Origin of the sequence: Amycolatopsis sp. MEPSY49 (assembly GCF_051337345.1) — a bacterium.
Classification (GTDB): Bacteria; Actinomycetota; Actinomycetes; order Mycobacteriales; family Pseudonocardiaceae; genus Amycolatopsis.
On record NZ_JBDLYJ010000017.1, the window covers coordinates 37,630 to 63,569 of the forward strand.

At 70.8% G+C, this 25,940-nt stretch carries 22 protein-coding genes; 7 read left to right on the top strand and 15 right to left on the bottom strand.

Annotation, left to right across the window (positions count from 1 at the left end; genetic code table 11):
- Positions 1-72: 72 nt before the first annotated feature.
- Both ABFJ78_RS44025 and ABFJ78_RS44030 read right to left on the bottom strand, forming a co-directional pair.
- Complete coding sequence (locus tag ABFJ78_RS44025; RefSeq protein WP_436393395.1) at positions 73-3,342, bottom strand: glycosyltransferase; 3,270 nt, start codon at positions 3,340-3,342, stop codon at positions 73-75.
- A 131-nt stretch (positions 3,343-3,473) separates the two neighbouring features.
- Complete coding sequence (locus ABFJ78_RS44030; protein ID WP_167379630.1) at positions 3,474-3,761, bottom strand: WhiB family transcriptional regulator; 288 nt, start codon at positions 3,759-3,761, stop codon at positions 3,474-3,476.
- Between the two features lie 263 nt (positions 3,762-4,024).
- On the opposite strand from ABFJ78_RS44030, the gene ABFJ78_RS44035 reads away from it, so the two are divergent.
- Positions 4,025-4,786, top strand: coding sequence for a site-2 protease family protein (locus tag ABFJ78_RS44035; RefSeq protein ID WP_436393494.1), 762 nt, complete (start codon positions 4,025-4,027; stop codon positions 4,784-4,786).
- 28 nt (positions 4,787-4,814) lie between these two features.
- On the opposite strand, the gene ABFJ78_RS44040 is transcribed toward ABFJ78_RS44035, so the two are convergent.
- Genes ABFJ78_RS44040 through mshB form a run of 3 tightly spaced genes read right to left on the bottom strand, consistent with a single transcriptional unit; the run spans position 4,815 to position 6,821 of the window.
- Positions 4,815-5,594 carry a hypothetical protein gene (locus tag ABFJ78_RS44040; protein WP_436393396.1) on the bottom strand — a complete coding sequence of 260 codons (780 nt, stop codon included), beginning with the start codon at positions 5,592-5,594 and terminating at the stop codon, positions 4,815-4,817.
- A complete protein-coding gene (locus tag ABFJ78_RS44045) occupies positions 5,587-5,979 on the bottom strand; it encodes a hypothetical protein (RefSeq protein WP_436393397.1) in 393 nt (130 codons plus the stop codon). Before ABFJ78_RS44045 ends, ABFJ78_RS44040 begins: the two co-directional genes overlap by 8 nt.
- A complete protein-coding gene (gene mshB, locus ABFJ78_RS44050; protein WP_436393398.1) occupies positions 5,976-6,821 on the bottom strand; it encodes an N-acetyl-1-D-myo-inositol-2-amino-2-deoxy-alpha-D-glucopyranoside deacetylase in 846 nt (281 codons plus the stop codon). Before mshB ends, ABFJ78_RS44045 begins: the two co-directional genes overlap by 4 nt.
- 113 nt (positions 6,822-6,934) lie before the next feature.
- Here mshB and ABFJ78_RS44055 point away from each other — a divergent pair, with 113 nt between their 5' ends.
- Positions 6,935-8,716 carry an ABC transporter ATP-binding protein gene (locus tag ABFJ78_RS44055; protein ID WP_436393399.1) on the top strand — a complete coding sequence of 594 codons (1,782 nt, stop codon included), beginning with the start codon at positions 6,935-6,937 and terminating at the stop codon, positions 8,714-8,716.
- A 123-nt stretch (positions 8,717-8,839) separates the two neighbouring features.
- Here the strand turns inward: ABFJ78_RS44055 and ABFJ78_RS44060 are convergent, their stop codons facing one another.
- The 6 genes from ABFJ78_RS44060 to typA all read right to left on the bottom strand — a co-directional run bounded on the left by ABFJ78_RS44060 (position 8,840) and on the right by typA (position 18,192).
- Positions 8,840-9,856, bottom strand: a complete 1,017-nt coding sequence (locus tag ABFJ78_RS44060; protein ID WP_436393400.1) for an ABC transporter permease — start codon at positions 9,854-9,856, stop codon at positions 8,840-8,842.
- A 79-nt stretch (positions 9,857-9,935) separates the two neighbouring features.
- Positions 9,936-10,865, bottom strand: a complete 930-nt coding sequence (locus ABFJ78_RS44065) for an ABC transporter permease (protein WP_372663883.1) — start codon at positions 10,863-10,865, stop codon at positions 9,936-9,938.
- Positions 10,858-11,874, bottom strand: a complete 1,017-nt coding sequence (locus tag ABFJ78_RS44070; RefSeq protein WP_400868728.1) for an ABC transporter permease — start codon at positions 11,872-11,874, stop codon at positions 10,858-10,860. The genes ABFJ78_RS44065 and ABFJ78_RS44070 overlap by 8 nt, the downstream gene beginning before the upstream one ends.
- A gap of 191 nt (positions 11,875-12,065) precedes the next feature.
- Positions 12,066-13,874 (bottom strand): ABC transporter family substrate-binding protein, encoded by a 1,809-nt coding sequence (locus ABFJ78_RS44075; protein WP_436393401.1) that lies wholly within the window; start codon positions 13,872-13,874, stop codon positions 12,066-12,068.
- 285 nt (positions 13,875-14,159) lie between these two features.
- Positions 14,160-15,896 carry an ABC transporter family substrate-binding protein gene (locus ABFJ78_RS44080; RefSeq protein WP_436393402.1) on the bottom strand — a complete coding sequence of 579 codons (1,737 nt, stop codon included), beginning with the start codon at positions 15,894-15,896 and terminating at the stop codon, positions 14,160-14,162.
- A gap of 370 nt (positions 15,897-16,266) precedes the next feature.
- Complete coding sequence (gene typA, locus ABFJ78_RS44085) at positions 16,267-18,192, bottom strand: translational GTPase TypA (protein WP_436393403.1); 1,926 nt, start codon at positions 18,190-18,192, stop codon at positions 16,267-16,269.
- 194 nt (positions 18,193-18,386) lie between these two features.
- Between typA and ABFJ78_RS44090 the strand changes: the two genes are divergently transcribed.
- Positions 18,387-18,536, top strand: coding sequence for a hypothetical protein (locus ABFJ78_RS44090; protein WP_166641800.1), 150 nt, complete (start codon positions 18,387-18,389; stop codon positions 18,534-18,536).
- Here ABFJ78_RS44090 and ABFJ78_RS44095 read toward each other — a convergent pair.
- Positions 18,533-18,832 carry a YciI family protein gene (locus ABFJ78_RS44095; RefSeq protein WP_436393404.1) on the bottom strand — a complete coding sequence of 100 codons (300 nt, stop codon included), beginning with the start codon at positions 18,830-18,832 and terminating at the stop codon, positions 18,533-18,535. The genes ABFJ78_RS44090 and ABFJ78_RS44095 overlap by 4 nt on opposite strands.
- A 214-nt stretch (positions 18,833-19,046) precedes the next feature.
- On the opposite strand from ABFJ78_RS44095, the gene trpS reads away from it, so the two are divergent.
- Positions 19,047-20,012 carry a tryptophan--tRNA ligase gene (gene trpS / locus ABFJ78_RS44100; RefSeq protein WP_436393405.1) on the top strand — a complete coding sequence of 322 codons (966 nt, stop codon included), beginning with the start codon at positions 19,047-19,049 and terminating at the stop codon, positions 20,010-20,012.
- Positions 20,013-20,034: 22 nt separating this feature from the next.
- Here the strand turns inward: trpS and ABFJ78_RS44105 are convergent, their stop codons facing one another.
- From ABFJ78_RS44105 to ABFJ78_RS44115, 3 genes are all read right to left on the bottom strand, one after another.
- A complete protein-coding gene (locus ABFJ78_RS44105; protein ID WP_436393406.1) occupies positions 20,035-20,424 on the bottom strand; it encodes a (deoxy)nucleoside triphosphate pyrophosphohydrolase in 390 nt (129 codons plus the stop codon).
- Between the two features lie 375 nt (positions 20,425-20,799).
- Positions 20,800-22,128, bottom strand: coding sequence for a sensor histidine kinase (locus tag ABFJ78_RS44110; protein WP_436393407.1), 1,329 nt, complete (start codon positions 22,126-22,128; stop codon positions 20,800-20,802).
- Entirely contained in the window at positions 22,125-22,841 is a 717-nt protein-coding gene (locus ABFJ78_RS44115; RefSeq protein ID WP_285476454.1) for a response regulator transcription factor, read from the bottom strand. The genes ABFJ78_RS44110 and ABFJ78_RS44115 overlap by 4 nt, the downstream gene beginning before the upstream one ends.
- Before the next feature lie 148 nt (positions 22,842-22,989).
- Between ABFJ78_RS44115 and ABFJ78_RS44120 the strand changes: the two genes are divergently transcribed.
- Genes ABFJ78_RS44120 through ABFJ78_RS44130 form a run of 3 tightly spaced genes read left to right on the top strand, consistent with a single transcriptional unit; the run spans position 22,990 to position 25,927 of the window.
- Positions 22,990-24,081, top strand: coding sequence for a LolA family protein (locus ABFJ78_RS44120; protein WP_436393408.1), 1,092 nt, complete (start codon positions 22,990-22,992; stop codon positions 24,079-24,081).
- Positions 24,078-25,052: an ABC transporter ATP-binding protein gene (locus ABFJ78_RS44125; protein WP_436393409.1), complete on the top strand. Its 975-nt coding sequence runs from the start codon at positions 24,078-24,080 to the stop codon at positions 25,050-25,052. Before ABFJ78_RS44120 ends, ABFJ78_RS44125 begins: the two co-directional genes overlap by 4 nt.
- Positions 25,049-25,927, top strand: coding sequence for an ABC transporter permease (locus tag ABFJ78_RS44130; RefSeq protein WP_436393410.1), 879 nt, complete (start codon positions 25,049-25,051; stop codon positions 25,925-25,927). The genes ABFJ78_RS44125 and ABFJ78_RS44130 overlap by 4 nt, the downstream gene beginning before the upstream one ends.
- Positions 25,928-25,940 lie beyond the last annotated feature (13 nt).

A 25,940-nucleotide genomic window follows, 5' to 3' on the forward strand; every position in this document is an offset into this window, starting at 1 on the left:
TGGGCAGTCCGTTGCGGGCCCGGCTCAAAGTGATTTGACGGCCTCAGGCGGCGGGATGACCACCTCGCTCCTCTATTGGGGCAAGCGGCGCCGGGCCGGGACCGCCGTCAGCAGCGTGAACAGCACCGCCGCCAGCTGGGCCAGCAGCAGCAGGTTCCGTTCCGTGCCCGGGAACTCCACCGTCACCTCGGACGACGTCGGGGGCACCGACACCGCCACCTGGTGCCCCCATGCCGGCACGATCGGCACGCTCTTTCCCGCCACCGAAGCCTTCCAGCCCGCTTCCTGCTCCGCCGCCAGGACCAGCAGCCGGCCGGTCGGGCCGTCGGACACCCGGACCCGCACGTCCGGCAGCCCCGCCTGGACCGGTGCCACGCCCGGCGCGTTCCCGGGCGCGCCGCCGCCCGTCACCGCCGCCTTGGCCTGCTCCGGCGAGATCAGGATCACCTGGCCGGCCGGCGGGAGCAGGCGCAGCACGCCCCGGCCGTCGGACGTCGGCGCGGCCACCGAGACCAGGTCCTTCGCCAGCGGTGGGTACGCCTGCGGGTCGACGCCCGCCGGGAGGACCACGAACTGCACCCCCGCGGCCGCGGCGGCGGCGAACGTCCGCTGGACCGCCGCCGCGTCGCCCTGGCCGAGGTCGCGGCGCCACGTCGCCAGCCGCGCCGGGGTGCCGGGGGTCGGCGCCAGTTCGTCGTCGCCGTAGTGGGGCAGGCGGCCGCCGAGCTGGCGGGTGGCGTCGGACTCCAGGTCGAGGATCGACCGGCCGGAAGCCGTGAGCTCGGCCGAAACCTCCGGCGCGAGCGAAGGCCGTTCGCCGGCGCGAAGCGGTCCCTGACCGCCGACGGCCACCGCGCCCGCCGCCAGCGCGAGGAACACCACGACCCCGGCGACCGCGAACACCTTCGGCAGCCACGGCGACGGCACCCCGGCCGAGCCGCCGCGCTGCCACGACCCGAGCACGACCCACAGCAGCCCGGCGCCGGCGATCAGCAGCGGCACGCCCGCGTAGCCGTGCGCCGCGGCGCCGCCCTGCATCGGCGTCGCCGTCACCAGCCGCACCAGGACCAGGCCGCCCGCGCCGAGCGCGGCCAGCGCGAGCCCGCCCGCGGCGAGCTTCGTCGGGCGGACGACGATCGCGATCAGCGCCGCCGCGATCACCGCGACGCCGATCGGCCACGCGCCCGGGCCGCCGGGATCGAGGCCGGCCAGGTCGGTGCCGGACACCGCCGCCGCCGCGCCGCCGAGCCCCTGCACCAACAGCTCCGGGTGCCGCAGCAGGACCGTCGGCCACGGCAGCAGCAGCGCCAGCGGCAGCAGCACCACGATGCCGACCGACGCGATGCGCCGCGCGAGCCCGGTCGGCGCCGGCAGCACGACGAAGCCGATCAGCAGCCCGGCGAGCGCGAGCCCGTGCGCGAGCGGGGAGAACGCGCCGAGCACGGCCACCCCGATCGCCGACAGCGCGGAGACGTGCAGCCAGCGCGTGTCCGCGCGGACCAGCAGCCCGGCGATGCCCGCGGCCACCAGCGGCAGCGCGAGGTGCACCACGACGACGTCGAGCCGGCCCTGCGCGACGCCGGCGGTCGCGGCGGGCAGGAGCGCGTACGTCGCGGCGACGACCGCGCGGACCCAGCGGCGCACGCGCAGCCGGCGCGTCGCCGCGTACGCGCTCAGCGCGGCCAGCGGGATGTCACCGAGGAGGAGGATCGCCACCAGCGCGGCCGGGCCGCCGATCGGCGCGAACACCGCGCCGAGCGTGCCGAGCACCGGGAGCGTCGCCGACGCGGGCGCGCCGGTGCCGCCCGCGACCGCGTGCCACGGCGCGAGGTACGACGACCACAGTTCGCCCAGCCCGCCGACCGGCAGCAGCTTGCCGCCGAAGAGGTCGAGGCCGAGCCGGGCCCGGTTGACGACCAGGCCCAGCGCGGTCATCACGACGAGCAGCACGACCGGCGGCGCGAAGACCGTCGCGGCGAGCACGCGCCGCCGGTTCACCTCGACGAAGACGAGTTCGGGTTCTTCCGCGGGCTCCTCGGTTTCGGCGGCCGCCTCGGGCGCCGGGGTTTCCGGCAGCGCGACGGCGACGAGCGTGCCGGGCTTGCGCAGCCCGGACCCGCGCGAGCTGAGCCCGCGCAGCGCGCCCGCCGGCAACGCGTCCGGCCCGACCGGCCGGGTCTCGCGCGCGTCGAGCGCCTCCGGCGTCACCCACGCGGATTCGGTTTCGACGGTCTCGGGCACGCGGCCGAGCGCGACGTCTTCCTCGACGCCCCGGCGGACCAGGCCGACGACGCCCGCGCGCACGGCGTTGCGCAAGCGCGTCCCGCGTCCGGTGAAGAGCCCGCGAACCGTGCCCGGCCGCGGATTCCGCCGTCGCCGGGCCCGGGCGGCGCGCAATCCGCCGCGTCCACTGAGGAGGTACGTCGCCGCGGCGAATTCGGCGCGGGCTTCGCCGGTGCGGCGCAGCAGGAAGAAGGCGAGCGCGCGTAAGAGGGACAGCAGCGGGAGCCGGATCATGCCCAGCCAGAAGGAAAAAGGCGAGCAGTTCACGAGGAAGACGCGCAGCCCGTGGGCGCGGTTCGCGGCCGCGAGCGGGGTGGCGACGGCGTCGGCCGCGCGCTGCCCGGTGGTGACGGCGCGCGCGTGCCGCACCCGCGCGGTCGGCACCGAGAGGACGAGCCCGCCGGCGGCGTTGGCGCGCCAGCCGAAGTCGAGATCCTCGCGCAGCAACGGGAATCCGGGGTCGAAGCCGCCGAGGTCGTCCCAGGCGTCGCGGCGCACGAGCGAGCCGGCGCTGGGCACGGCGAGCACCTCGGCGGGTTCCTCGCCGAGGGCGGCGATCTGCTGGCGGTGGCCGGAGGCGTCGGTGGAGAGGCCGGCTTCGACGATCAGCCGCGGGTCGGTCCAGTCGAGGCCCAGCGCGCCGAGCACGGTCGCCGACGGGGTTTTCGTGGCGACGCGCAGGAGTTCGTCGAGGCAGTCGGGTTCGGGGGCGCAGTCGTCGTGGAGCAGCCACAGCCATGAGCCGGGGTCGCCCCAGCGCTCGGTGGCGTGCGCGACGGCTTCGGCGACCGCGGCGGCGAAGCCGGTATCGCTCGAAAGTGTGATGACCCCGGAGAGTACGGGTGCCGAGTCCGGGCCGGGATCGGCGGCCGCTTCGGCGAGCAGCCGCGGGGTGGCGTCGGTGGATCCGGTGTCGACGGCGAGCACGTGCCGGGGCCGGACGGTGCTGCGGCGCAACGAAGAAAGCGCCAGCGGTAGCCAGTTTTCGCCGTTGTGACAGACCACAATGGCCAGAACGGGCGCGGTGCGCAGGACGGGCGGCGCGGCGGTGCGGGGCAACGAACACTCCGGTTCAGGCGGGGAGTCGGTGCGGCCACCCTACGGCCCCGGTCCGTCACCCGGTGGTGAACCCACGCGTGTTCACCTCGTGGAATCACCGGTGACGCCACGCATCACCGGTGACTCCCCCTCTAGATGGCCCGTTTCTTGAGCTTGCGGCGCTCCCGCTCGGACAGACCGCCCCAGATGCCGAAGCGCTCGTCGTGGGCCAGCGCGTACTCAAGGCACTCGTCCTTGACCTCGCAGCCCAGGCAGATCCGCTTGGCTTCGCGGGTGGAACCGCCCTTCTCGGGGAAGAACGCCTCCGGGTCCGTCTGCGCGCACAGAGCGCGTTCCTGCCAATCCTGCTCTTCTTCGGTGGCATCGATGAGCTCGGTGAGATCTCCCAGAGCCTGCTCCGGGATCTCGCCCCAACTCATGACGTGCCCCCATTCCTTACCATCGGCTTCCAACCGCACGTCCGCCTCCTCGCTCCCTAGCACTCCCCAGGCTGGCGGTGGTGAAACGACACTCGCCGTCCCCTCTAGGCGACGAATGACATCACTGTGATTACACCCGTGTAGTGCGGTCAGGTCAAGCGGAGTAGCGAGTTCGGGGGACCTTCGGGCCCGATCGCGCAAGGGGACACGCCGGTAACTTCACACCGGGCATACGGAAGACTGGAAGCGTGCAGAAGTCAGCAGTGCGCCCCAGCCCGGTCTTCCTCGGCATCCTCGCGCTCACCGTCGCCGGCGGCGCGATGGCCGCGTTCGGTGACATCAACACCGTTTTCGTCCGCGACCGCGACCCGCTGCTCATCGCCGGCGTCGTGATCTTCGTCGCCGCCGGCTGGGTGGCGTCGCTGTCGCTGCACGAGTTCGGCCACGCGATGGTCGCCTACCGCGGCGGTGACTACAGCGTCGCCCACAAGGGTTACCTGACGCTGGACGTGCGGAAGTACACCGACCCGGTCCTGTCGATCATCCTGCCGCTGATCTTCCTGATCATCGGCGGCATCCCGCTCCCCGGCGGCGCGGTCTGGATCAACCGGGGCGCGCTGCGCAACCGCGCGACGTCGTCGTGGGTGTCGCTGGCCGGGCCGCTGAGCAACCTCGCGGTCGGCGCGGCGCTGGCGCTGGTGGTGGCGCTGGTCCCGATGGCGGGCGGCCTGGTGATCGCGATGTCGTACCTGGCGCTGCTGCAGATCGTGACGTTCCTGTTGAACATCCTCCCGATCCCGGGCCTCGACGGCTGGGGCGCGATCGAGCCGTACCTGCCGCCGCAGGCGCGCGAGATCGGCGCCAAGGTCCGCCCGTGGGCGCCGATCATCCTGTTCGCGATCCTGTGGTTCTTCCGCCCGGCGAACGCGGCGTTGTGGGACGCGTCGTACTCGATCTTCGGCGCCTTCGGCGGCTATGTGGACGGTGCGCAGATCGGGTTCAGCGTCTTCCAGTTCTGGAACTGAGGTCCGCGCCGGGCACCGCGCGGGAAGATCACGTGCGGTGCTCGGTCAGCCAGGCGTGCGCCCGCTTCCAGACCACGCGCAACCCCGACCGCTCACTGAGGTAGTCACCCGCCGCACCCACGACCGGCAACATGCCGATCGCGCGATGCAGGAAGTTCCCGCGCGGCCGCTTCTCCAGCTCCTCGGTGATCCCGAGCAGTCCGCGGCCCAGCCGCCACAGCGTCCGGCCCGCCGCCTTGATCGTCGCCTTGCCGTGCTTCTTCTCCGACGCCGTCAAATCCTCGGTCAGGCGAGCCGCTTCGTCCGCCTCCGCCGCTTCGTCGTGCTCCGGGTGCTTACCCGCCGCCAGGTCCGCGTCGATGTCGCGCTCGAACAGCACCCACGCGATGAGCCGGACGCGGGTGCCGACGTCCGTCACGCCGTACTCGCCCGCGATCGCGCACAGCAGCAGCCCCTGCGACGCCGCCCCCAGCGTGTCCTGCACCGGGAGCCGGTCGGCCAGCGCGCCGCCCAAGCCCGGGATCGACGTCAGCAGCGCCGTGAAGCGCCCCACCCGGTTCATCCACCAGCTCGACCGGTCGTAGCCCGTCATCCGCGCCCACGCCGCCGTGCCCGGCACCTTCACCGACGTCACGCCGTGGATCAGCTTCGCCTTCAGACCGGACTCGACCTCGGCCAGGTCGTCGCTCGCGCGCGCCTGCAGGCCGAACGGGTCGGACTCGCGCAGCGCGTCGAGCATCGGCCCGCACGCCCGCACGAACGGCCGCAGCACCGCCACGACCTGCTTGTCGGAGATCGCCTCAGCCACGTCCCGGTTTCCTTCCCGCCGCCTGGCCCAGCCCGCCGCCGAGCACCAGCGCGCCCGGCAACGCGCTCGCGCCGAGCAGCACCAGAGCCCGCCAATCCTGGATCAGCACCAGGTCGCCGCCCGGGCCCAGCAGGCCGAGCCCGAACACGACGACCACCCACACCGCCAGGGGTACCCACGAAAGCCCGGGCCGCACCAGCTTCGCCGTCGTCGACACCAGCCACGGCGTGGTGACGGCGCCGACGACGACCGTCACCGGCAGCGGCACGACGCCGATCCGCAGCGGCAGGAAGAACAGCTCCAGCACGGCCAGCAGCACCGTGTCGAGCACGAGCAGCGACAGGAGCAGCCGCTGGTCCCAGGTCAGGGGCTCCGGCACGGTCACAGCCCGCCGAACAGGTCGTCCGCGGCGCCCTCGGCCGGGCCGTGCGCCAGGACGAACGAGTCGCGTGCCGGGATCGGCTGGGCCACCTCGTTCGTCAGCGCGAAGTACGGGACGGCGCCGTCGACCACGGCCAGCTGCGTCGCGTGCGCGCGCAGCGCCGCCAGCTTCGCCGGGACGTACGCGGCGACGTCGAGCGTCGTCGTGATCTCCTCGTCCGGCGTCGTGGGCAGCTCGTCGTCCGGCGGCACGGTGAACGCCGTGTCGCCCTGGGAACGCAGCGCGGCCAGGCCGGCCCGGACGGCGTCACGCGACGTCACCGTGTGGAACACCCGCGCGACCGACTCCGCGCGCGGCGCCGCGGCCATCGTGATCTCGTGGGCGCGGATGTGGTCGGGGTGGCCGTAGCCGCCGAAGGCGTCGTACGTGACGACGACCTGCGGCCGCACGTCGTCGAGGATCTCGGCCAGCTGTGCGGCCTGCTCCTCGGCGCTGCCGCCGGTGAACGCCCGCGGGTGCGACGCCGACGGCGTGCCCGCCATGCCCGAATCGCGCCACCGGCCGATCCCGCCCAGATAACGATGTCGTGACACCCCCAGCTCGGCGCACGCGCGCCGCAGCTCCGCGACGCGGTAGCCGCCCAGCTGGTCGGCGGCCCACGCGCCCAGCCCGGCCAGCTCGCCGAGGCCGGCCATGACCTCGCCTTCCTCACCGAGCGTGCAGGTCACCACGGTCACCTCGGCGCCTTCGGCGGCGTATCGTGCGATCGTGGCGCCGGTGGTGATGCTCTCGTCGTCGGGATGGGCGTGGACGAGCAGCAGCCTGCGCGGTACCGGGGAGATCACGGGTTGAGCGTAATTCCCGTGCTCCGACCTTAGTCGGGGACACCCTCGGTTATCCTCGCGCGAGTCGCGACCGCCGCGTCGCGATCGTCTGTACCCCCACGAAGGGCATCTTGGTGAGCACTGAAGCAACTTCGGCGGACGTCGCCGGCGTGTCCGGATCCGTTCTGTCGATCTCCGACCTCAGCGTGTCGTTCCGGACCGAAGACGGCGTCGTCGACGCGGTCAAGGGCATCGGCTTCGACGTCAAGCCCGGCGAGATCGTCGCCGTGGTCGGGGAATCGGGATCCGGCAAGTCCGTCACGTCGATGTCGGTGCTGGGCCTGCTGCCCAAGACCAGCAAGATCGCCGGCGAGCTGCGCCTCGGCGAGCGCAACCTGGCGGATCTCAAAGAGAAGGACATGCAGAAGATCCGCGGCAACCAGGTCGCGATGATCTTCCAGGAGCCGATGACCGCGCTGAACCCGGTCTACACGGTCGGCTGGCAGCTGCGCGAGGCCCTGCGCTCGCACCTGGACATCTCGAAGGCCGCCGCGGACAAGCGCGCGGTCGAGCTGCTGGACATGGTCGGCATCCCGAACCCGCCGCTGCGGTTCAAGCAGTACCCGCACCAGCTCTCCGGCGGTCTGCGCCAGCGCGTCGTCATCGCCATGGCGATCGCGTGCGACCCGAAGGTCATCATCGCCGACGAGCCGACCACCGCGCTCGACGTCACCGTCCAGGCGGAGATCCTGGGCCTGCTGCGCAAGCTGCGGGACACCCTCGACACCGCGATCGTGCTGATCACCCACGACATGGGCGTCGTCGCCGACATGGCCGACCGCGTCATCGTGATGTACCAGGGCGAGATCGTCGAAGAGGCGCCGGTGCGCGAGCTGTTCGCGTCGCCGAAGGAGGACTACACCCGGCGGCTGCTCGCCGCGGTGCCGGTGCTCGGCCAGCGTCCCGAGGGACGCCGCCTGCTCGACGACGCCGGGATCGCCTCCGACAGCACCGAGGCGGCCAAGATCGCCGAGGAGATCCGGCTGGCCGACGAGGAGCTCGAGGCCGTGATCGAGGAGGCCGCGCCGGCCCTCGAGATCAAGAACCTGGTGCTCGAGTACCCGGGCCGCCGCGGTCAGGGCAAGAACCGCGCGGTCGACGACGTCTCGCTGACCATCGCCAAGGGCGAGATCGTCGGCCTGGTGGGCGAGTCCGGCTCGGGCAAGACGACGGTCGGCCGCTGCGCCGTCGGTCTGCTCCGGGCGACCCAGGGCACGATCGCGATCGCGGGCAAGGACATCACGCAGATGTCGGCGAAGGAGCTTCGCCCGCTTCGCCGGTACTTCTCGATCGTGTTCCAGGACCCGGCGTCGACGCTGGACCCGAAGATGACGATCGGCGAGTCGATCGCCGAGCCGATGGTGCTGCACAAGGTGCTGTCCGGCAAGGAGCTGTCGGCCCGCGTGCGCTCGCTGCTCGACAAGGTCGAGCTGGGCGGGCACTACATGAACCGCTACCCGCACGAGCTGTCCGGCGGCCAGCGCCAGCGCGTGGCGATCGCCCGCGCGCTGTCGCTCGACCCGGCGCTGCTGATCGCGGACGAGCCGACGTCGGCGCTGGACGTGTCGGTGCAGGCCCGCGTGCTGGACCTGTTCCTCGACCTGCAGCAGTCGCTGCAGTTCGCGTGCCTGTTCATCAGCCACGACCTGGCGGTGGTCGACCTCCTGGCCGACCGCGTCGCGGTGATGCAGCACGGCAAGCTCGTCGAGGTCGGCACCCGCGACCAGGTGCTGCACTCGCCCCAGCAGGACTACACGCGCCGGCTCCTGTCGGCGGCGCCGGTGGCGGACCCGGTGCTGCAGGCCGAGCGCCGCGCGGCCTGGGAGGCCGGCAAGCTGGCCCCCGTGGCCGACTGAGGCACTGAAGACGCGGAAGGGCCCGCACCCGGCTGGGTGCGGGCCCTTCGCCAGTCCCGGACCGAAGCGCCCCAAGGCGGCCTTGGTTGCGTCTGACGCACCGAAGGCCACATTGGGGCGCTTCTAGCCCACGCGGATGCGGGGGTCGAGGATGCCGTACATCAGGTCCGCGACCAGGTTCGCGATCACCACGCTCGCCGCGATCACCACCAGCCAGCCCATCAGCACCTGCGGGTCGTTCTTGTTGACCGCCTCCACCAGCAGCGTGCCCATGCCGTGCCAGTTGAAGACCGTCTCCGTGATGATCGCGCCCGTCACCGTGGCGCCGAAGTTGACCGAGAACAGCGTCATCACCGGAATCAGCGCGTTGCGGAACGCGTGCCGCCAGATCACGCGGCTGTTCGAGACGCCCTTCGCCCGCGCTGTGCGGACGTAGTCCGCGCCCAGGACCTCCAGCATCGACGCCCGCTGGAACCGGCTGTACGCGGCGAACGTGATGGCCATGATCGACAGCGTCGGCAGCAGGAACGCGCCGACGTACTTCGCCAGCGCGTCGCCCACTCCGGTCGCCGAGAGGCTCTCCGGGCTCGTCGTGCGCAGCCACGGGTCGCCGAGGACGTCGGACAGGCCCAGCTGGCGCACCCAGCCGTTCAGGCGGATCGCGTAGCCCTTGAGGACGATGGCGATGCAGAAGATCGGCATCGAGAACATCAGGAACGCCAGCGTCGTCGCCAGGTAGTCCCAGATCGAGTACTGCTTGACGGCCGCGAGGACCCCGACCAGCACGCCGAAGACCAGGGCCAGGACCGACGCGGCCAGCACCAGCTCGAGCGTCACCTTGAACGCCGCCATCACCTTCGGCGCCACCGGCTGGAAGGCGTTGCCCTGCGCGATGGAGATGCCCCAGTCGCCGCTGAGGAAGTGGCCGAGCCAGGTGAAGTACCGCGCGACCACGCCCTGGTCCAGACCGAGCTTGTGCTCGGTGTCGGCGATCGCCTGGAGGTTGATCCCCGGCTTGTTGCGCAGCTCGCCGAGCGGGTCGCCGGTGTTGGCCACCATGACGAAGCAGAGGAAGGTGCCGACCAGCAGGACCGGGATGGAGATGGCCAGCCGGCGGAGCACGTAGAGCACGAGATTCATCCGAAACCCCCAGGTCCGGCGATCGTCGCGCGAAAACGGACGCGGGGGCGACCGGAACCGGTCACCCCCGCGTCGGCGTTCAGGCCTTCATTCTCCGCTGCCGCGGGTCGAAGGCGTCGCGAAGACCGTCACCGATGAAGTTGATCGTCAGTGAAATCAGCACGAGCACGATGAACGGCCCGAAGAACAACGCCGGCCGCGTCTGCAGCTGGGCGTAGTTCTCCAGGATGACGCGGCCGAGCGAGGTGTCCGGCAGCTGCACACCGAGGCCGATGAACGACAGCGCGGCTTCCGCCAGCACGGCCTGCGCGACCGCGAGGGTCGCGTTGACCGTGATGCTGCCGACCATGTTCGGCACCAGGTGCTTGAAGATGATCCGGAACGTGCCGGCACCCGAAGCGCGAGCCGCGTCGACGAACTCGCGCTGGGACAGCGACATCGCTTCGGCGCGGGTGATCCGGGCGATCTGCATCCAGCCGAACGCCGCCAGCACCAGCGCGACGATGTACCAGGAGCCGCTCCCGAACACCTTCGCCAGGATCGCCGCCGCGGCGATCTGCGGGATGATCAGGAACAGGTCCGTCACCCGTGAGACCGCCGAGTCGGTGAAGCTCCGCAGGTAGCCCGCCAGCGCACCCAGCACGACGCCGACCACGGTCGACAGGATCGACACCGTGAGCGCGATGAGCAGCGAGAACTGGGTGCCGCGCAGGATCTGCGACACCATGTCCTTGCCGACCTGCGTGGTGCCCAGCGGGAAGTCGCCACTCGGCTTGGCGAAGGACGGGAAGGAGCTGTCCTCGTAGCTGTGCTTCCAGAAGAGCGGCAGGATGATGCTGAGCAGCACGATCAGCACCAGCACCGCGGTCGACGCCATGGCCAGCTTGTGGTGCAGGAACTTCCGGAGCACCAGCTTGCCCTGGCTCCGGGGCTCGGGCAGCGCTTCCGGCGGGAGCGTGCCGTCCTTGGTGGCGGTTTCGCTCGCGAGGAGGGAGTTCAAGTCAGCCAACGCGAATCCTCGGGTCCAGGATGCCGTACACCAGGTCGGCGATCAGGTTGGCGATGATCACGCTGGTGGCGATGACCACGAGCCAGCCCATCATCACCTGAGTGTCGTTCTTGTTGACGGCTTCCACCAGCAATGTGCCCATACCGTGCCAGTTGAACACCGTCTCGGTGATGATCGCGCCGGCGAGGACCGAGCCGAAGTTCACCGAGAACAGCGTGGTCACGGGGATCAGGGCGTTGCGGAACGCGTGCCGGAAGATGACCCGGCCGTTCGCGAGACCCTTGGCGCGCGCGGTGCGCACGTAGTCCGAGCCCATCACTTCGAGCATCGAGGCCCGCTGGAACCGGCTGTACGCGGCGAAGCTGATCGCCATGATCGACAGCGTCGGGAGCAGGTAGGCGCCGATGGTGCTCGTTATGAAGTCGCCGACGCCGTCCGTTTTCAGCTGTTCCGGGCTGGTCGTGCGTAGCCACGGATTGCCGAGGACGTCCTGCAGGCCGAGGTCGCGGACCCAGCCGTTGATCTCGATCGCGTAGTTCTTCAGCACGATCGCGATGCAGAAGATCGGCATCGAGAACAGCAGGAAGGCCAGCGTGGTGGCCAGGTAGTCGACGATCGAGTACTGCTTCACCGCGGCGAGGACGCCGACGATGATGCCGATGATCAGCGCGAGGATCTCGGCTCCGACGACCAGCTTGAACGTGACGCCGAACGCCGCCATCACCTTCGGCGCGACCGGCTGCAGCGCGTTGCCCTGCGCGATGGACGTGCCCCAGTCGCCCTGGAGGAAGTCCCCGAGCCAGCTGAAGTACCGCGGCACGACACCCTGGTCCAGGCCCAGCTTGTGGGAGAGCGCGTCGATCGCGTCCTTGCTCAGCTGCGGGTTGTTGCGGAGCTCGCCCAGCGGGTCACCGGTGGCGGCGACCATCACGAACGACAAAAAGGTCCCGACCAGCAGGACGGGAATCGATATCGCCAGACGGCGAAGGATGTAGATCACCAGGTTCAACGAACTGCTCCTCATCCGGGCCTGGTCGTCAGAAGTGCGCTGGACCGCTACCCGGTTGTCTACCGTAGTGGGGGTAACCCTACGGTCAACAGCTACTTCCGGTGGGTACCGGGGCCCGGCTCGTGGCCGGGCCCCGGTACCTCCCAGGTCATCTGGAACGAGGGGAAAGAAGCCGCGGGGCTAGGCCCTGCTTACTTCTTCTCCCACTCGCCGGCGTTCCACAGGACACCGTTGTAGGACTGCATGTACACGCGGTCGATGCCCTTGAACGCCCACATGCTCGGCGTCTGGAACAGCGGGAGCGTCGCGTACTTGTCCGCGATGGCCTTGTCGGCGGCCTGGTAGCTCTGGAGCTTGACCTGCTCGTCCGTCGCCTTCACGGCCTCGGTGAAGGCCGCGTCGATCTTCGGGTCGCACAGGTTCTGGTAGTTCTGGTCGCCACCGTTGTTCGGGCAGACGTAGATCGAGCGCGACTGCGACTTGTACGGAGCCGACGACCAGCCGAACAGCGCGATGTCGTAGTCACCGGTCGAAACGCGGCCACCCTTGAGGAAGTTGGCGTCGGTCTCGTCCTTGACCTCGATACCGGCCGCCTTGGCCTGCGAGATGATGATCTCGACGGTCTGGCTGCGGCGGGCGTTCTGGTTGTGCGTGATCTTGAACGAAGCCCGCTGGCCACCCTTGGCGAAGATGCCGTCGGCACCCTTCGTCCAGCCCGCGTCGGTCAGCGTCTTCGCCGCCGCCTCGGCACCCAGGCCGGCCTTGCTGCCGTACAGGTCGGTGTAGCCCTCTTCACCCTGGAAGAACACGATCGAGTTCAGCGGGGCCGCGTCGGCCTGGACTTCCTTGAGCAGCTTGTCGGTGATCGCCTTGCGGTCGACGACCTCGAAGAACGCCTTGCGGAGCGCGTCGTCCTTGAACATGCGGTTGAACTGCAGGTCAAGGTGCTCGTAGGTCAGCTGCGGGGCCGAACCGTAGGTCACACCCTGCGCCGCGAGGCCCTTCATCGTGTTGGCCGCGGTGGCGTCCGGCTGGGTCGACGCCGCGACGTCGATCTCACCGTTCTGCAGCGCGGTCGCCATGGCCTTGGTGTCTTCCATGGCGCGGACCACGATCTTGGCCGGGCCGCCCTTGCCGCCCGCCCAGTTCGGGTTCTTCACCAGCGTGACGGACTTCTGGTTCGCGTCGAACGAGTCGATCATGTACGGCCCGGAAGCCGGCATGAGGGCCTTGTCGAAGCCCTTCCACTTGTTCGTCCAGAAGTCGCCGGCCTTGGACAGCAGGGCCGGGTCGCCGGTCGGCGCCAGCTTGGTGATGTCCGGGATGCCGGTCTGCTTCTCGAGGATGTGCGCCGGCAGGATCGAGACGCCGGAGAACAGGCCCTTGTAGTCGAGGTACGGCTCGCTGTAGTCCGTCTCGAAGGTCAGGTTGTCCTTGCAGGTGGCGGTCTTGATCTTGTCGTAACCGGTGGTCGAAGCGGCGTTGAACGGGTTCTTGCCGTCCGTGCCCTTCGCCTGGCCGCTCTGCGACAGCCAGTTCAGGTACAGGTCCTTGCAGTCGAAGGCCTCGTTGTCCGACCACTTGAGGTTCGGCCGGATCTTGTAGGTGACGACCTGCGGGTCCTTGGAGGTCACGTCGACCGAGTCGAACATGTCCTTGTTGAGCAGGATCTTGTTGTTGCCGTCGAGGACGAAGGAGTCTTCGAGGACAGCGGTCAAGATGTAGGTGTTGTACGAGCTGTTGGTGTCCGGGGTGTTGTTGTTGTACCCCGAGTACCCGTCGTCGATCCCGACCGTGACCGTGCCGTCCCAGCCCTTGACGTCCGCGAGCTTGAACGTGTCACCCTGCTCGGCCTTGCCGACCGCCATCGACTTGACGTCGGTCGACGACCCGTTCTGGTCCGTGCTGCCCGAGCCCGAGTCGCCACCGCTGCAGGCGCTCAGCAGCAGCGAGGCGCCTGCGACGAGCGACAAGGCGGAGACTGCTTTGGTTCTCCTCATGAAGTGTGCCCTCCTAGCACTGAGCCCTTGAATTGTGACAAGGACCCACACCGCTCCGGTTTGGTGCCGGAGCCTACGACACGCCAAGCGACACTCAACTGGCGCACTGCGGGAGCACGCTAGAAAGGAAAAGCACCGACAGTCACCAGTTCAGGGTCGATCGTGACCAAAGGGTGACTTCCAGCCGACATCCAGAAATACGACGGTTACCTCACGGATTCATCGGGTCCCACTCGAAGGCGTGCGTCAAGATCACCCGGTAGTACTGAATGCGTAGCCGAGCGATTACTTCGGGCCGCGAGTCCAGTTCACGGCGGACCCGAACGGGCCCACCATCGGTGGACCCGGGGTTACGCCCGAGATGCCCGAACCGATCGCCAGGGTGTCAGCCGATTGGAACAGCGGAATCACCACGTTCTGGCGCCAAAGTTCAGGCTCAAGGGTGGTGAGCGCTTCGGTGATCGGCGTCGAACCGGACAGCGCCGCGTCGATCGAGGGCTGCAGCGCCGGATCGCAGAACCCCGCGGAATTGCCCGGAACGACGGGTTTCGTCCGGTCGGCGCCCGCGGCGGTCTGCTCGGGGCGGCAGCCGAAGGTCGAGGCGAGCACCGACGCCGTGTCGCCGCCCACCGCCTGCGGCACGACCGCGATGTCGACGCCGACGATGCCCGCCGAGTCGCCGGTCGGCTGCTGGACCCCGGAGACGACCGGCATCGCGAGCAGGCCGCTGAACAGGTCCCGCGGCTGCGGCGTGATCGCGTTGACCTCGACGCCCTGCGCGGCCAGCTGGCCGGTGAGCTCCTTGGCGATCGTCGCGTACGGCTCCTGGGTGCCTGGTGAGGCGATGACCAGCGAAAGCGCCTTGCCGTTCTTGCGCCAGGTGCCCGCGGTCTTGGCGTAGCCCGCCGCCTTCAGCGACTGTTCGGCCTTCGCGACGTCGGGCGCGGTGGGCGGGCCGGGCGGGATGGTCGCCGTGTAGCCCTTCACCGACGGGGCCGTCACCTGCGCGTCCGCGTGCAGCTGCGACGACGGGCCGCCGTTGACGCCTTCGGTGATCAGCTTGGTCCGGTCGATCAGCGCGGCGATCCCGGCCCGCACCTGGGCGTCCTGCAGGGTGGCGCTGACCGGGCGCAGCAGCACGTCGGCCACCAGCGGCCGGGCCACGGTGTGCAGCTTGACGGCCGGGCCGAGGTCGCCGAGCCGCTTGAGCTGGTCGCCGGTGGTCCTGGCCAGCGCGAACTGGTCGTTGCCGCTCTGCAGCGCGGCCAGCAGCGTCTGCGGGTCCGAGCGGCGCAGCACGATCCGGTCGATCGCGGCGGGCTTCTCCCAGTAGCGCTCGTTGCGCTCGAGGATGACTTCGCCGCGTGCGGTGTCGAGGCTCTTGATCGAGAACGGGCCGGCGATGGCCGGGAAGTTCGACGCGAGCGCGCCGCGCCAGCCGTCGGGCGCGTCCTTGAGCAGGTGGGCGGGCAGCAGGTCGGAGAACAGCGTCTGCCAGCCGGGGTACGGCTTGGCGAAGGTGACCTCGACGCGCTTGCCGCCTTCGCGGGACTGCAGGTCGGTGATCTGCCGGTAGCCGGCGGGCTCGATCACGCCGGGCTGGTCGCGCATCTGGGTGCGCAGGTAGTCGAAGTCCTCGGCGGCGATGGGCGCGCCGTCGGACCAGGACGCGTCCGGCCGGATCTCGTAGGCGACCACGAACGGCTGCTGCGAGACCACCTCGGCGGACTTCATGAGGTTCTTGTCGAGCTGGGTGCTGCCGTCGTCCTTCTGGCGGAACACCGAGGGCAGCAGCAGCTGCGACAACGCCGAGGTGACCTGCGAGGAGTCGGCCAGGTTGTGCGGGTTGTACCCGCCGAGCACGTCGTCGACCCCGACGACGATCTGCGACGGCGTCTTCCCGGTGGTCGAGGCGGGGGGCACCGACGACGACACCACCGGTGGCGGCGGGGTGTTCGAGCAGGCGGTGACCAGCACGGTCGCGAGCGCCAGCACCGGCACCGCCTTGCGATTCACCCGCACGCCCCGTTCCTCCCCAGAATCTCCCCGATCGGGTCAGTCATGCTCCCACGACCGAGTCCGCCGCCGGAACCGAGATTCCCACACCCGGATCGGCCGGGTCCGGCACCCCTGGGTGCCGCTATGGGAAAGGACGCGCGGAGCACCGTCCGGGTTCCCGGACCGTTCCGGAACGGCGGAACGAACACGCGCGGGACACGGTGCGGGATTCACGCGGTGGTGCGCACCAGCCATCGACCCCTATAAAGATATAAGGAGAAGAACGGCGGAATTCGTGACGTCCCGTCGGCCTATTCTCCACCCACGGTGACGGATGGGCAACGAAAAAACCTCCCGGCGGGGAACACCGGGAGGTTTTTTCGCTATTCGCCGATCAGCCGTTGTCGCGGCTCTTCGCGCGCGAACGCTCCTTCGCGCGGGTATTGACGTCCAAAGTGACCTTCCGGACGCGGACGACGTCCGGCGCGACCTCGACGCACTCGTCGACCGAGCAGAACTCCAGCGCCTCTTCCAGGCCCATCTTGCGCGGGCGGGCCAGCGTCTCCATCACGTCGGCGGAGGACTGACGCATGTTGGTCAGCTTCTTCTCCTTGGTGATGTTGATGTCGAGGTCTTCGAAGCGCGGGTTCTCGCCCACGACCATGCCCTCGTACACCTCGGCGCCCGGCTCGACGAAGAACGTGCCGCGGTCGGCCAGCTGGATCATCGCGTACGCGGTGACCGGCCCGGTGCGGTCGGCGACCAAGGAGCCGCTGTGCCGGGTGCGGATCTCGCCCGCCCACGGAAAGTAGCCCTCGAACACGTGGTTCGCGATGCCGGTGCCGCGGGTCTCGGTGAGGAAGTCGGTGCGGAAGCTGATCAGGCCGCGCGACGGGAGCACGTACTCCAGCTTGATGCGGCCGGTGCCGTTGCCGCTCATGTCCTCCATGCGGCCCTTGCGCGCCGCCAGGAGCTGGGTGATCGCGCCGAGGTGCTCCTCGGGCGAGTCGATGTAGAGGCGCTCGAACGGCTCGTGCAGCTTGCCGTCGATCGTGCGCAGGACCACCTGCGGCTTGCCGACGGTCAGCTCGAAGCCCTCGCGGCGCATCTGCTCGACGAGGATGGCCAGCGCCAGCTCGCCACGGCCCTGGACCTCCCAGGTGTCGGGGCGCTCGGTCGGCAGCACGCGGATGCTGACGTTACCGATGAGCTCCTGGTCGAGGCGGGCCTTGACCAGCCGCGCGGTGACCTTGTCGCCGCCGTTGCGGCCGGCCAGCGGCGAGGTGTTCACGCCGATGGTCATCGAGATCGCGGGCTCGTCGACGGTGATCCGGGGCAGCGCCACCGGGTTCTCGGAGTCGGCGAGGGTGTCGCCGATCGTGATGTCCGGGATGCCGGCGATGGCGACGAGCTCGCCCGCGCTGGCCTCGGTCGCCGGGACGCGGGTGAGCGCCTCGGTGACGAGCAGCTCGGAGATGCGGACGTTCTGCGTCGTGCCGTCTTCGCGCATCCAGGCCACGGTCTGGCCCTTGCGCAGCTTGCCGGCGTGGATGCGGATCAGCGCGATGCGGCCGAGGAAGTTGGACGCGTCGAGGTTGGTGACCAGCGCCTGCAGCGGCGCGTCGAGGTCGGCGGCCGGGGGCGGCACGTGCCGGAGCAGCGTGTCGAACAGCGGGTCGAGGTTCTCGCTCTCGGGGATCTCGCCGTCGGCGGGCTGCTCCAGGCTCGCCTTGCCGGCGCGCGCGGAGGCGTAGACGACCGGGAGGTCGAGGATCGCGTCGTGGTCGGCGTCCTCGATGTCGCTGGCCAGCTCGAGCAGCAGGTCGTGGGTCTCCTCGACGACCTCGGCGATCCGGGCGTCCGGGCGGTCGGTCTTGTTGACCAGCAGGATCACCGGCAGGCCGGCTTCGAGCGTCTTGCGCAGCACGAACCGGGTCTGCGGCAGCGGGCCCTCGGACGCGTCGACGAGCAGGACGACGCCGTCGACCATGGCCAGGCCGCGCTCGACCTCGCCGCCGAAGTCGGCGTGGCCGGGGGTGTCGATGACGTTGATCGTCACCTGGCCCTCGGGCGTCTGGCGGTGGATCGAGGTGTTCTTCGCGAGGATGGTGATGCCCTTTTCCCGCTCGAGCTCACCGGAGTCCATCACGCGGTCGACGAGCTCGGCCCGCTCGGCGAAGGCGCCGGACTGGCGCAGCATCGCGTCCACGAGCGTGGTCTTGCCGTGGTCGACGTGGGCGACGATCGCGACGTTGCGCAGGTCGGGCCGGGTCTTACCGGTCGGCCGGCCGGTTTCGACGGTAGCGCTGGCTGCGGGCACGCGAGAACTCCTGAACTTCAAGGGGTGGGTGGCCGCGCAAGCCGTTCAGGCATCCCGTGACCGGCTCTGGTCACACGCGGACCTCACTCAGGATACCTGCCACCCCATTGTGAGCGGCCCCACGCCCCCTGGACGGTTAGGCTGACCTAACGTGGAAACCCGGTGAAGGTCGCCGATCCGGAAGGTGCGTGCGCGTGGGCAAGAAGCACGACGACCCGCGGAAGGTCGTGCGCAAGCTGATGAAGGCCGGCAAGGTCAAGAAGAAGTGCTGCCGGTCGAAGCCGCGCTGCAAGAAGTGCCCGGTATTGGCTCTGAAGAAGGCGAAGCTGGATCTGGCGGCCTAGTGCGGGATGGCCTCGTTGACCAGCCGGAGCTCCGGCGCGGTCTTCGTCGGCGAGAACTCGATGACCTCGTACTTCGCCAGGTGCTGCACGCAGAACGGGTCGGACGCCAGGATGGCGTCGAGCTTCCCGCGGGACATCGGCCGCGTGATGATCACGCCACCGGTGCGCGGGTTCCGCGCCCCGGACGCCAGGAAGTGGCCGTGCTCGTACTGCTTGTTCAGCCACTCGGCGTGGTCCGGGAGCGCCAGGTCGATTTCCTCGATCGGGGCCGTGTAGTTCAGCAGGACGACATACATGGCTAAGACCGTAACTCCGTTCGCGCGCCTGCGCGTCCGGACGATGCGAAGTGGTGACGGACCGGGCTATAGTCGTGCCATGCACGCGCAGACCGCCAGCTGGTGGCCGCCCTCGGCGGCCGTCCCAGTCCTGCGCTGATCACCAGCGGCCGCCCCGGACGGGCGGCCTTTTTCATGCCTTCTCCGGGGTGGCCCCACCTCGGAAGGAAGTCTCATGAGCAAGCTGTCCGGCATCACCCCGTCCGGCCACGTCCACCTCGGCAACTACCTCGGGGCCGTGCGCCGCTGGGCTCGCGAGGGCGGCGCGGACGACCTGTACTTCGTCGCCGACCTGCACGGCATGACGACGCCGCACAACCCGGCGAAACTCCGATCCCTGGCGCACGAGCAGCTGGCGGTGCTGATCGCCGCCGGCATCGATCCCGAGCGGGTGTTCGTCCAGTCCGACCTCGCCCGCGAGCTGGGCGCGCTGACGTGGGTCCTGGAGTGCACCTGCAACTACGGCGAGGCCGCGCGGATGATCCAGTTCAAGGAGAAGTCGAAGGGCCAGGCCGGGGTGCGGCTGTCGCTGCTGACCTACCCGGCGCTGATGGCTGCGGACATCCTGCTGCAGGGCGCGGACGAGGTGCCGGTCGGCGAGGACCAGCGCCAGCACGTCGAGCTGACGCGCACGCTGGCCAAGCGCTTCAACGGCACGTACGGCGACGTGTTCACCATCCCGCGGGCGGTGCTCCCGCCGGCGGGCGCGCGGGTGAAGGACCTCGCGGACCCGACGCGCAAGATGTCGAAGTCGGCGCGGGACGCGGCGGGCGTGGTGTTCGCGCTCGACGAGCCCGACCAGGTCCGCCGCAAGATCCGCCGCGCGGTCACCGACGGCGGGACGGTCCCGGTGCACGCGCCGGACACCCGCCCGGGGATGGCGAACCTGCTGGAGATCCTGGCCGCGTGCCGGGGTGGCTCGCCGGCCGACCTGGCCGACGAGTTCACGTCGTACGGCGCGGTGAAGGACGCCGTCGCCGACGCGGTGATCGAGGAGCTGCGGCCGCTGCGCTCGCGGGCGTCGGCGCTGCTCGACGACGTCGCGGAGCTGGACCGGGTCCGCAAGGCGGGCGCGGAGCGGGCTCGCGAGCGCGGCTCGCACCGGCTCGACGCGGCGTTGCGGATGATCGGCGCGAATTGAAGAGCGGCGGCCTGCTCCCGGCTCAGGAGAGCAGTTCCCGGAACGCCGGGAGCAGGATGCGGTCGGCGGGCAGCCAGTCGACCTCGTCGAGGTCGTCGGGCCCGAGCCACCGCACGGCCAGGTGCTCGACGGCCCGCGGTTCTTCACCGGGCGAAACGAGCTTCGCGGCGTAGATGCGGAGGACCTTCCCGCCGGGCAGTTCGACGTCCTCGCCGACCCGCCGCCCGACTTCGATGACGACGTCGAGCTCCTCGCTGCACTCGCGGGCGAGCGCGAAGGCCTCGGACTCCCCGGGTTCGACGCGGCCACCGGGCAGTTCCCACTGCCCCGTGTGCTTCGGCGGCCAGGCCCGCTGCTGGGCGAGCAGCTTGCCGTCCCGCACCAGGGCGGCACCCACGATCACACCGTTCACAGCCCCGGAATCTACCCGGAAGCCCCACCGCGGGCCGTCTCGCCGCCACCCGCGCCCAGCCTCGGCTGCGTTTTGCGATCGCTCCCCGCGCGCGGCCACCCAGCCAGTCCCACCCAGCCAGTCCCACCCAGCCAGTCCCACCCAGCCAGTCCCACCCAGCCAGTCCCACCCAGCCAGGCCCACCCTCCCTGGGGGTCCGCCCCGCTCCAGCGTATCGGGGCGGTCCGACGAAACCCGCTCGAAGTTCGCAGCGGGCGCCCGGTTGTCCACATCACGGCCAGGCTGTGGGCAACCCGGCTTCGATCACCGCCCCGCAGCGACTCGACGAAGCCCTCCTCCGGCAGCTGCGGCATGGCGAGCCAAGCACCCGGGCCCTCAGCCGGGCACCGGGTCTCCACCCGCGGCCGCGCGCCAGACGACCACGAACCGCGCCCCGCCGTCCGGGGACTCGCCCACCTGCACCCGGCCACCCCGGCGCCGGACCGTCTCCGCCACCATCGCCAGCCCCAGTCCCGTCCCGCCCGACGACCGCGCCCGGTCGTCCGCGATCCGGTAGAACCGGTCGAACACCTTCTCGCGGTGCTCCGGCGCGATGCCCGGGCCGTCGTCGTCGACCACCACCCGGACCGACGACCGCGACGCCAGCACCGACACCACGATCTCCCCGCGCGCGTAGCGGCACGCGTTGCGCAGCAGGTTGTCCAGCACCAGCTCGACCTCGGCGTGCGCGGCCGAGGCCCACGCCTGCGCGACCGCGTTGCTCACCCGCGTCTCCGGCGCCCCCGCCGGCAGCCGCGCGACCGCCGCGCGCACCTCGCTGACCAGCTCGACCGGTTCCGCCGCGGGCACCTCCCCCGCGTCCGACCGGGCCAGCGACAACAGCCCGTCCAGCAGCGACGACAGCCGTTCGGCCTCGGTCAGGATGTCCGACAGCGTCTCCTGGGACAGCTCCGGATCCGGGTTGGTCACCGCGACCTCGGCCTGTACTCGGATCGACGCGACCGGCGACCGCAGCTCGTGCGCCGCGTCGCCGGTGAAGCGCCGGAGCCGGTCGCTCGCCTGCTCCTGCCGCTCGAGCAGCGCGTTGAACTCCTCCGCCAGCGCGCGCAGCTCGTCGTGCGAGTCCGGCAGCGCCAGCCTCGCCCCCGGCGGCAGCGCGCGCACCGAACCCCGCATGCGCGCCACCGGCCGCAGCGACAGCCGGACCACCAGCCACGTCGCGAACCCGGCGACCAGCGCCCCGACCGAGGCGACGACCACCAGCCACACCCCGCCGTAGTGCACCGCCGCCGAGAACCCGACCAGCCCGGCCCCGGCCACGACCAGCCGTTGCGACCCGTCGGGCGCGCTGACGACCGTCCCCAGGTAGCGCGCGCCGTCGCGCTGGACCGGCTGTCCCGCCTTGAGCGTCGAGATGTCCGACGGCGCAAGGCCGGTGGGGGTACCGCGGTCCACCGGCGCGCCCGCGATGTCGAGCACCCGCAGCGTCACCGGCGCCGCGCCGGACAGCGGGCGCCCGGCGCTCACGTCGGCGCCGGCCGGGCCGAGCGCGGCCGAGAGCTCGCGGTCGACCGAGCCGATGAGCAGCGGGGAGAGGTTCGACGCGGCCAGCGCGGCCAGCCCGAGCAGGCAGGCCAGGGTGATCGTCGCGGCCAGCAGGGTGATCCGGACCTGCAGGGACCGGCCCCGCCACCAGGAGCTCACGGGGTGATGACCTCGTCGAGCTGCGCGTCGGAGGCCAGGTAGCCGTGCCCGCGCACCGTCCGCAGCAGCGCGCCGGCGCCGACGGCGTCCAGCTTGCGTCGGACGTATCCGACGTATACCTCGACGAGGTTACGCGTGACCGCCTGCTCCTCGCCCCAGACCGCGCGCAGCAGCTCGTCCTTCGTGACGACCGTGCCGGCGCGCCCGACGAGCACCTCGAGCAGCGCGAACTCGCGCGGGCTCAACCCGACTTCTTCGCCGTTCCAGTGCACCTGCCGCAGCCCGCGGTCGACTTCCAGCGCGCCCAGCCGCAGCGTGCCGCGGCCCGCTTCCGGCCCGGCGCGGCGCAGCGTCGCGCGGACTTGCGCGACCAGCACGACGAAGGAGAACGGCTTGACGAGGTAGCCGTCGGCGCCGAGGTCGAGGCCGTCGGCCTGGTCGATCTCGCCGTCCTTGGCCGAGACGAGCAGCACCGGCGTCATGACGCCGTCCTTGCGCAGGCGTTCCAGCACGCGGTAGCCGGACAGGCCCGGCAGCATGATGTCGAGCAGGATGACGTCGAACGAGCCCGTGCTCGCCAGCTGCAGCCCGGTGGGGCCGTCCGCGGCGGTGACCACGTCCATGTCCTCCGCCCGCAGCCCGCGTTGCAGTGCTTTCCGCACGCCCGGTTCGTCGTCGACCACCAGCACCCGAGGTTTCACGAGGTTCATCATGGCCGGTTTGCGCAGGTCGTGCGTCAGCTCTCAGCACGATCTCAGCCGGAGAGGGAGAACCTTCAGGGGTATCTCAGTCTCGAGAGGGAAGCGTCGGTGCCGGGAAGCCGGGCACACTCGAGCCCGGGAACACCACAGGGAGAGACGCATGAAACCGAAGACGAAGGGCATCACCGCCGCGGTCGTCGGCACCGCGCTCGGTGCGGGCGGGCTCGCGTTCATCGCGATGCCGGCCAGCGCCGACGACAAGCCGGCGCTGCCGCAGGTGAGCGCCGAGGACCTGGTGCAGTCGGTCATGAAGGCCAAGCCGGGCGCGTTCGACGGCACGGTGAAGGTCAGCAACGACCTGGGGCTGCCGTCGGTGGGGAGCGCGCTGCCGGGGGCGTCGGCGCTGAACATCGACTCGGCGCACATCTTCAGCGACGGCGCCGGCAAGAGCCGCCTGGCCGCCACGCAGGGCGCGAGCCAGGAGACCGTGGTCCACGACGGCACGACCGTCTGGGACTACAGCTCCAAGACCAACACCGCGACGAAGGTGACCATCCCGGCCGACGTCGCCAAGCAGAAGGGCGCGGGCAGCGAGAAGCTGGCCGACCCGGTCGCGGCGTCGACCGAGTTGCTGGCGAAGGTCCGCGAGAGCAGCACGGTGTCGGTCGACGGCACCGCGACCGTCGCCGACCGCCCGGCCTACGAGCTGGTCCTGACGCCGAAGCCGAGCGAGCGGACGCTGCTGCGCGAGATCCGCGTCGCGGTCGACTCGCAGACGCGGATGCCGCTGCGGGTGTCGGTGCTGAGCAACGGCACGTCGACGCCGGCGCTCGAGGTCGCGTTCAGCGAGATCCAGTTCACGCCGCAGCCGGCCGACCTCTTCACCTTCACCCCGCCGAAGGGCGCCAAGGTGCAGGAGAAGACGCCGACGATCGACGACAAGGACAAGGCCCTCGCCGAGCAGGCGAAGGACGACGTCAAGGTCGTCGGCGACGGCTGGGACACCGTCGTCACGGGCAAGGTCCCGGCGGACGCGCTGAACGCGGCGCCGAAGCAGCAGAACGGCCGCGACGGCCGGAACACGGACCCGAAGGCGCTGCTCGAGCGGTTCGCCAAGAAGGTCAACGGCGCGTGGGGCAGCGGCTACCTCGTCACCACGAAGGTGGGCAGCGCGGTGCTGACCGACGACGGCCGCTTCGCCGCCGGCGCGGTGCCGGAGCAGGTTCTGTACGAAGCGCTGGGTCAGAAGTGACCAGCACAGCTGTCGAGTCCGGGGCGGACGTCTCTTCGGAGGCGTCCGCCCCGGCGGTCCCGCTGGCCGCGCGCACGCGGGGGCTGCGCAAGGTCTACGGCAGCACCGTCGCGGTCGACCACGTCGACCTCGACATCCCGGAGGGCGCGGTCGTCGGGATGCTCGGGCCGAACGGCTCAGGCAAGACGACCACCATCCGGATGCTGCTCGGCCTGGTCCGGCCGACCGAGGGCGAGGTCGAGCTGCTCGGCCGGCCGATGCCGGACGCCGCGGCGCACGCGCTGCCGGACGTCGGCGCGCTGGTCGAGGGGCCGGGCTTCCACCCGTTCCTGTCCGGGCGCGACAACCTGCTGCGCTTCGCCGCGGCGGAACCGCGGCTGACGTCGGCCGGCATCCCGGCGGCGGTGGATTCCGCGCTGGAGCGCGTCGGGCTGACCGGCGCGGCGCGGCGCCGCTACAAGGGCTACTCGCTCGGCATGAAGCAGCGGCTCGGGCTCGCTTCGGCGTTGCTCGTGCCGCGGAAGATGGTCGTGCTCGACGAGCCGACCAACGGCCTCGATCCTGCGGGTACCAGGGAGATCCGCAGGATCGTGGCCGAGCTGCACGCCGCCGGCGTGACGGTGCTGGTGTCGTCGCACCTGCTGGCCGAGGTGGAGGCGACGTGCACGCACGTGGCCGTGCTGCAGGCCGGCAACGTCGTCGCGCAGGGCGAGCTGGCCGAGCTGCTGGAGTCCGGCAACGCGGCGCTGCTGGTCCGCACGCCGGACGCGGAGAAGGCCGTGGAAGTGCTGCGGGAGCACCGGATCGGCGCCCGGCTCACCCCGGACGGCGTCCGCGCCGACCTCACGGCGACGGAGGCACCGCGCGTGCTGCAGGTCCTGGTGGGCGCGGGGGTCGCGGTCCACGAGGCGACGCGGGCCCGCACCGGGCTGGAAGACCTGTTCGCGCGGCTGACGGAGGGGGCGGAATGACGGCGGTCCTGGAGGCACCGGCGGCCCGCACGGGCCACGACACGGTGCCGTTGCCGCGGCTGCTGGCCGCGGAACTGCGCTGGATCTTCCGGCGGCCGCGCACGCTGGCCGTGCTGGGGCTGCTGGCGCTGATCCCGATCGTGATCGGCGTCGGCCTGACGCTGGTGGACGACGCGGGTTCGCAGGGCGGCGGCCCGGACGACGGCGGCGGAGCGCTCTTGGCGTCCGCGGTGAACAACGCGTTCGTCCTGCCGATCGCGGCGATCGTGATGTCCCTGGCGTTGCTGCTGCCGCTGGCGTCGGCGATGGCGGGCGCGGACGCGATCGCGGGCGAGACGGCGCACGGCACGCTGCGCGGCTGGCTGATCGCCCCGGTCGGCCGCGGTCGCCTGCTGGCGGTCAAGGCGTTCGGCGTCGCGACGGTGTCGGTGGTCTCGGTGCTGGCGATGTGCGTGACGGGCGTGGTGACCGGCCTGATCATCAACGGCACGGATTCGCTGTTCACGCTGTCGGGCACGACGTTGTCCCTGGGCGGCGCGCTGGCCCGCATCCTGCTGGTGGCGGGCTGGGTGGTGCTGCAGCTGTGGGCGGTCGGCGCGGTGGCGCTGGCGATCTCCAGCTGGACGGAACACCCGATGCTGGTGGTGGCGTCGGTCCTGGCGGCCGACATCGTGTTCACGATCCTCGGGTTCCTGACGTCGCTGGACTGGCTGCACCCGTTCCTGTTGACGCAGAACTGGTCGATGGCGCCGGCGGAGGTGCTGCAGGACCCGATGGGCGGCCAGCTGCTGGGCGAGGGTGCGCTGCGGGCGGCGTGCTACATCGTGATCGGGCTGTCGCTGGCCTACGCCCGCCTGTCCACCCGCGACGGCTGAGCTTCTTTCCCGG

Excerpts from the sequence above, each read along its gene's own strand:
- trpS (WP_436393405.1), top strand. The coding sequence starts at position 19,047 with ATGAGCAAGCTGTCCGGCATCACCCCGTCCGGCCACGTCCACCTCGGC.
- ABFJ78_RS44130 (WP_436393410.1), top strand. The coding sequence starts at position 25,049 with ATGACGGCGGTCCTGGAGGCACCGGCGGCCCGCACGGGCCACGACACG.
- ABFJ78_RS44060 (WP_436393400.1), bottom strand. The coding sequence starts at position 9,856 with ATGAATCTCGTGCTCTACGTGCTCCGCCGGCTGGCCATCTCCATCCCG.
- ABFJ78_RS44075 (WP_436393401.1), bottom strand. The coding sequence starts at position 13,874 with ATGAGGAGAACCAAAGCAGTCTCCGCCTTGTCGCTCGTCGCAGGCGCC.
- ABFJ78_RS44030 (WP_167379630.1), bottom strand. The coding sequence starts at position 3,761 with ATGAGTTGGGGCGAGATCCCGGAGCAGGCTCTGGGAGATCTCACCGAG.
- ABFJ78_RS44120 (WP_436393408.1), top strand. The coding sequence starts at position 22,990 with ATGAAACCGAAGACGAAGGGCATCACCGCCGCGGTCGTCGGCACCGCG.
- ABFJ78_RS44095 (WP_436393404.1), bottom strand. The coding sequence starts at position 18,832 with ATGTATGTCGTCCTGCTGAACTACACGGCCCCGATCGAGGAAATCGAC.
- ABFJ78_RS44115 (WP_285476454.1), bottom strand. The coding sequence starts at position 22,841 with ATGATGAACCTCGTGAAACCTCGGGTGCTGGTGGTCGACGACGAACCG.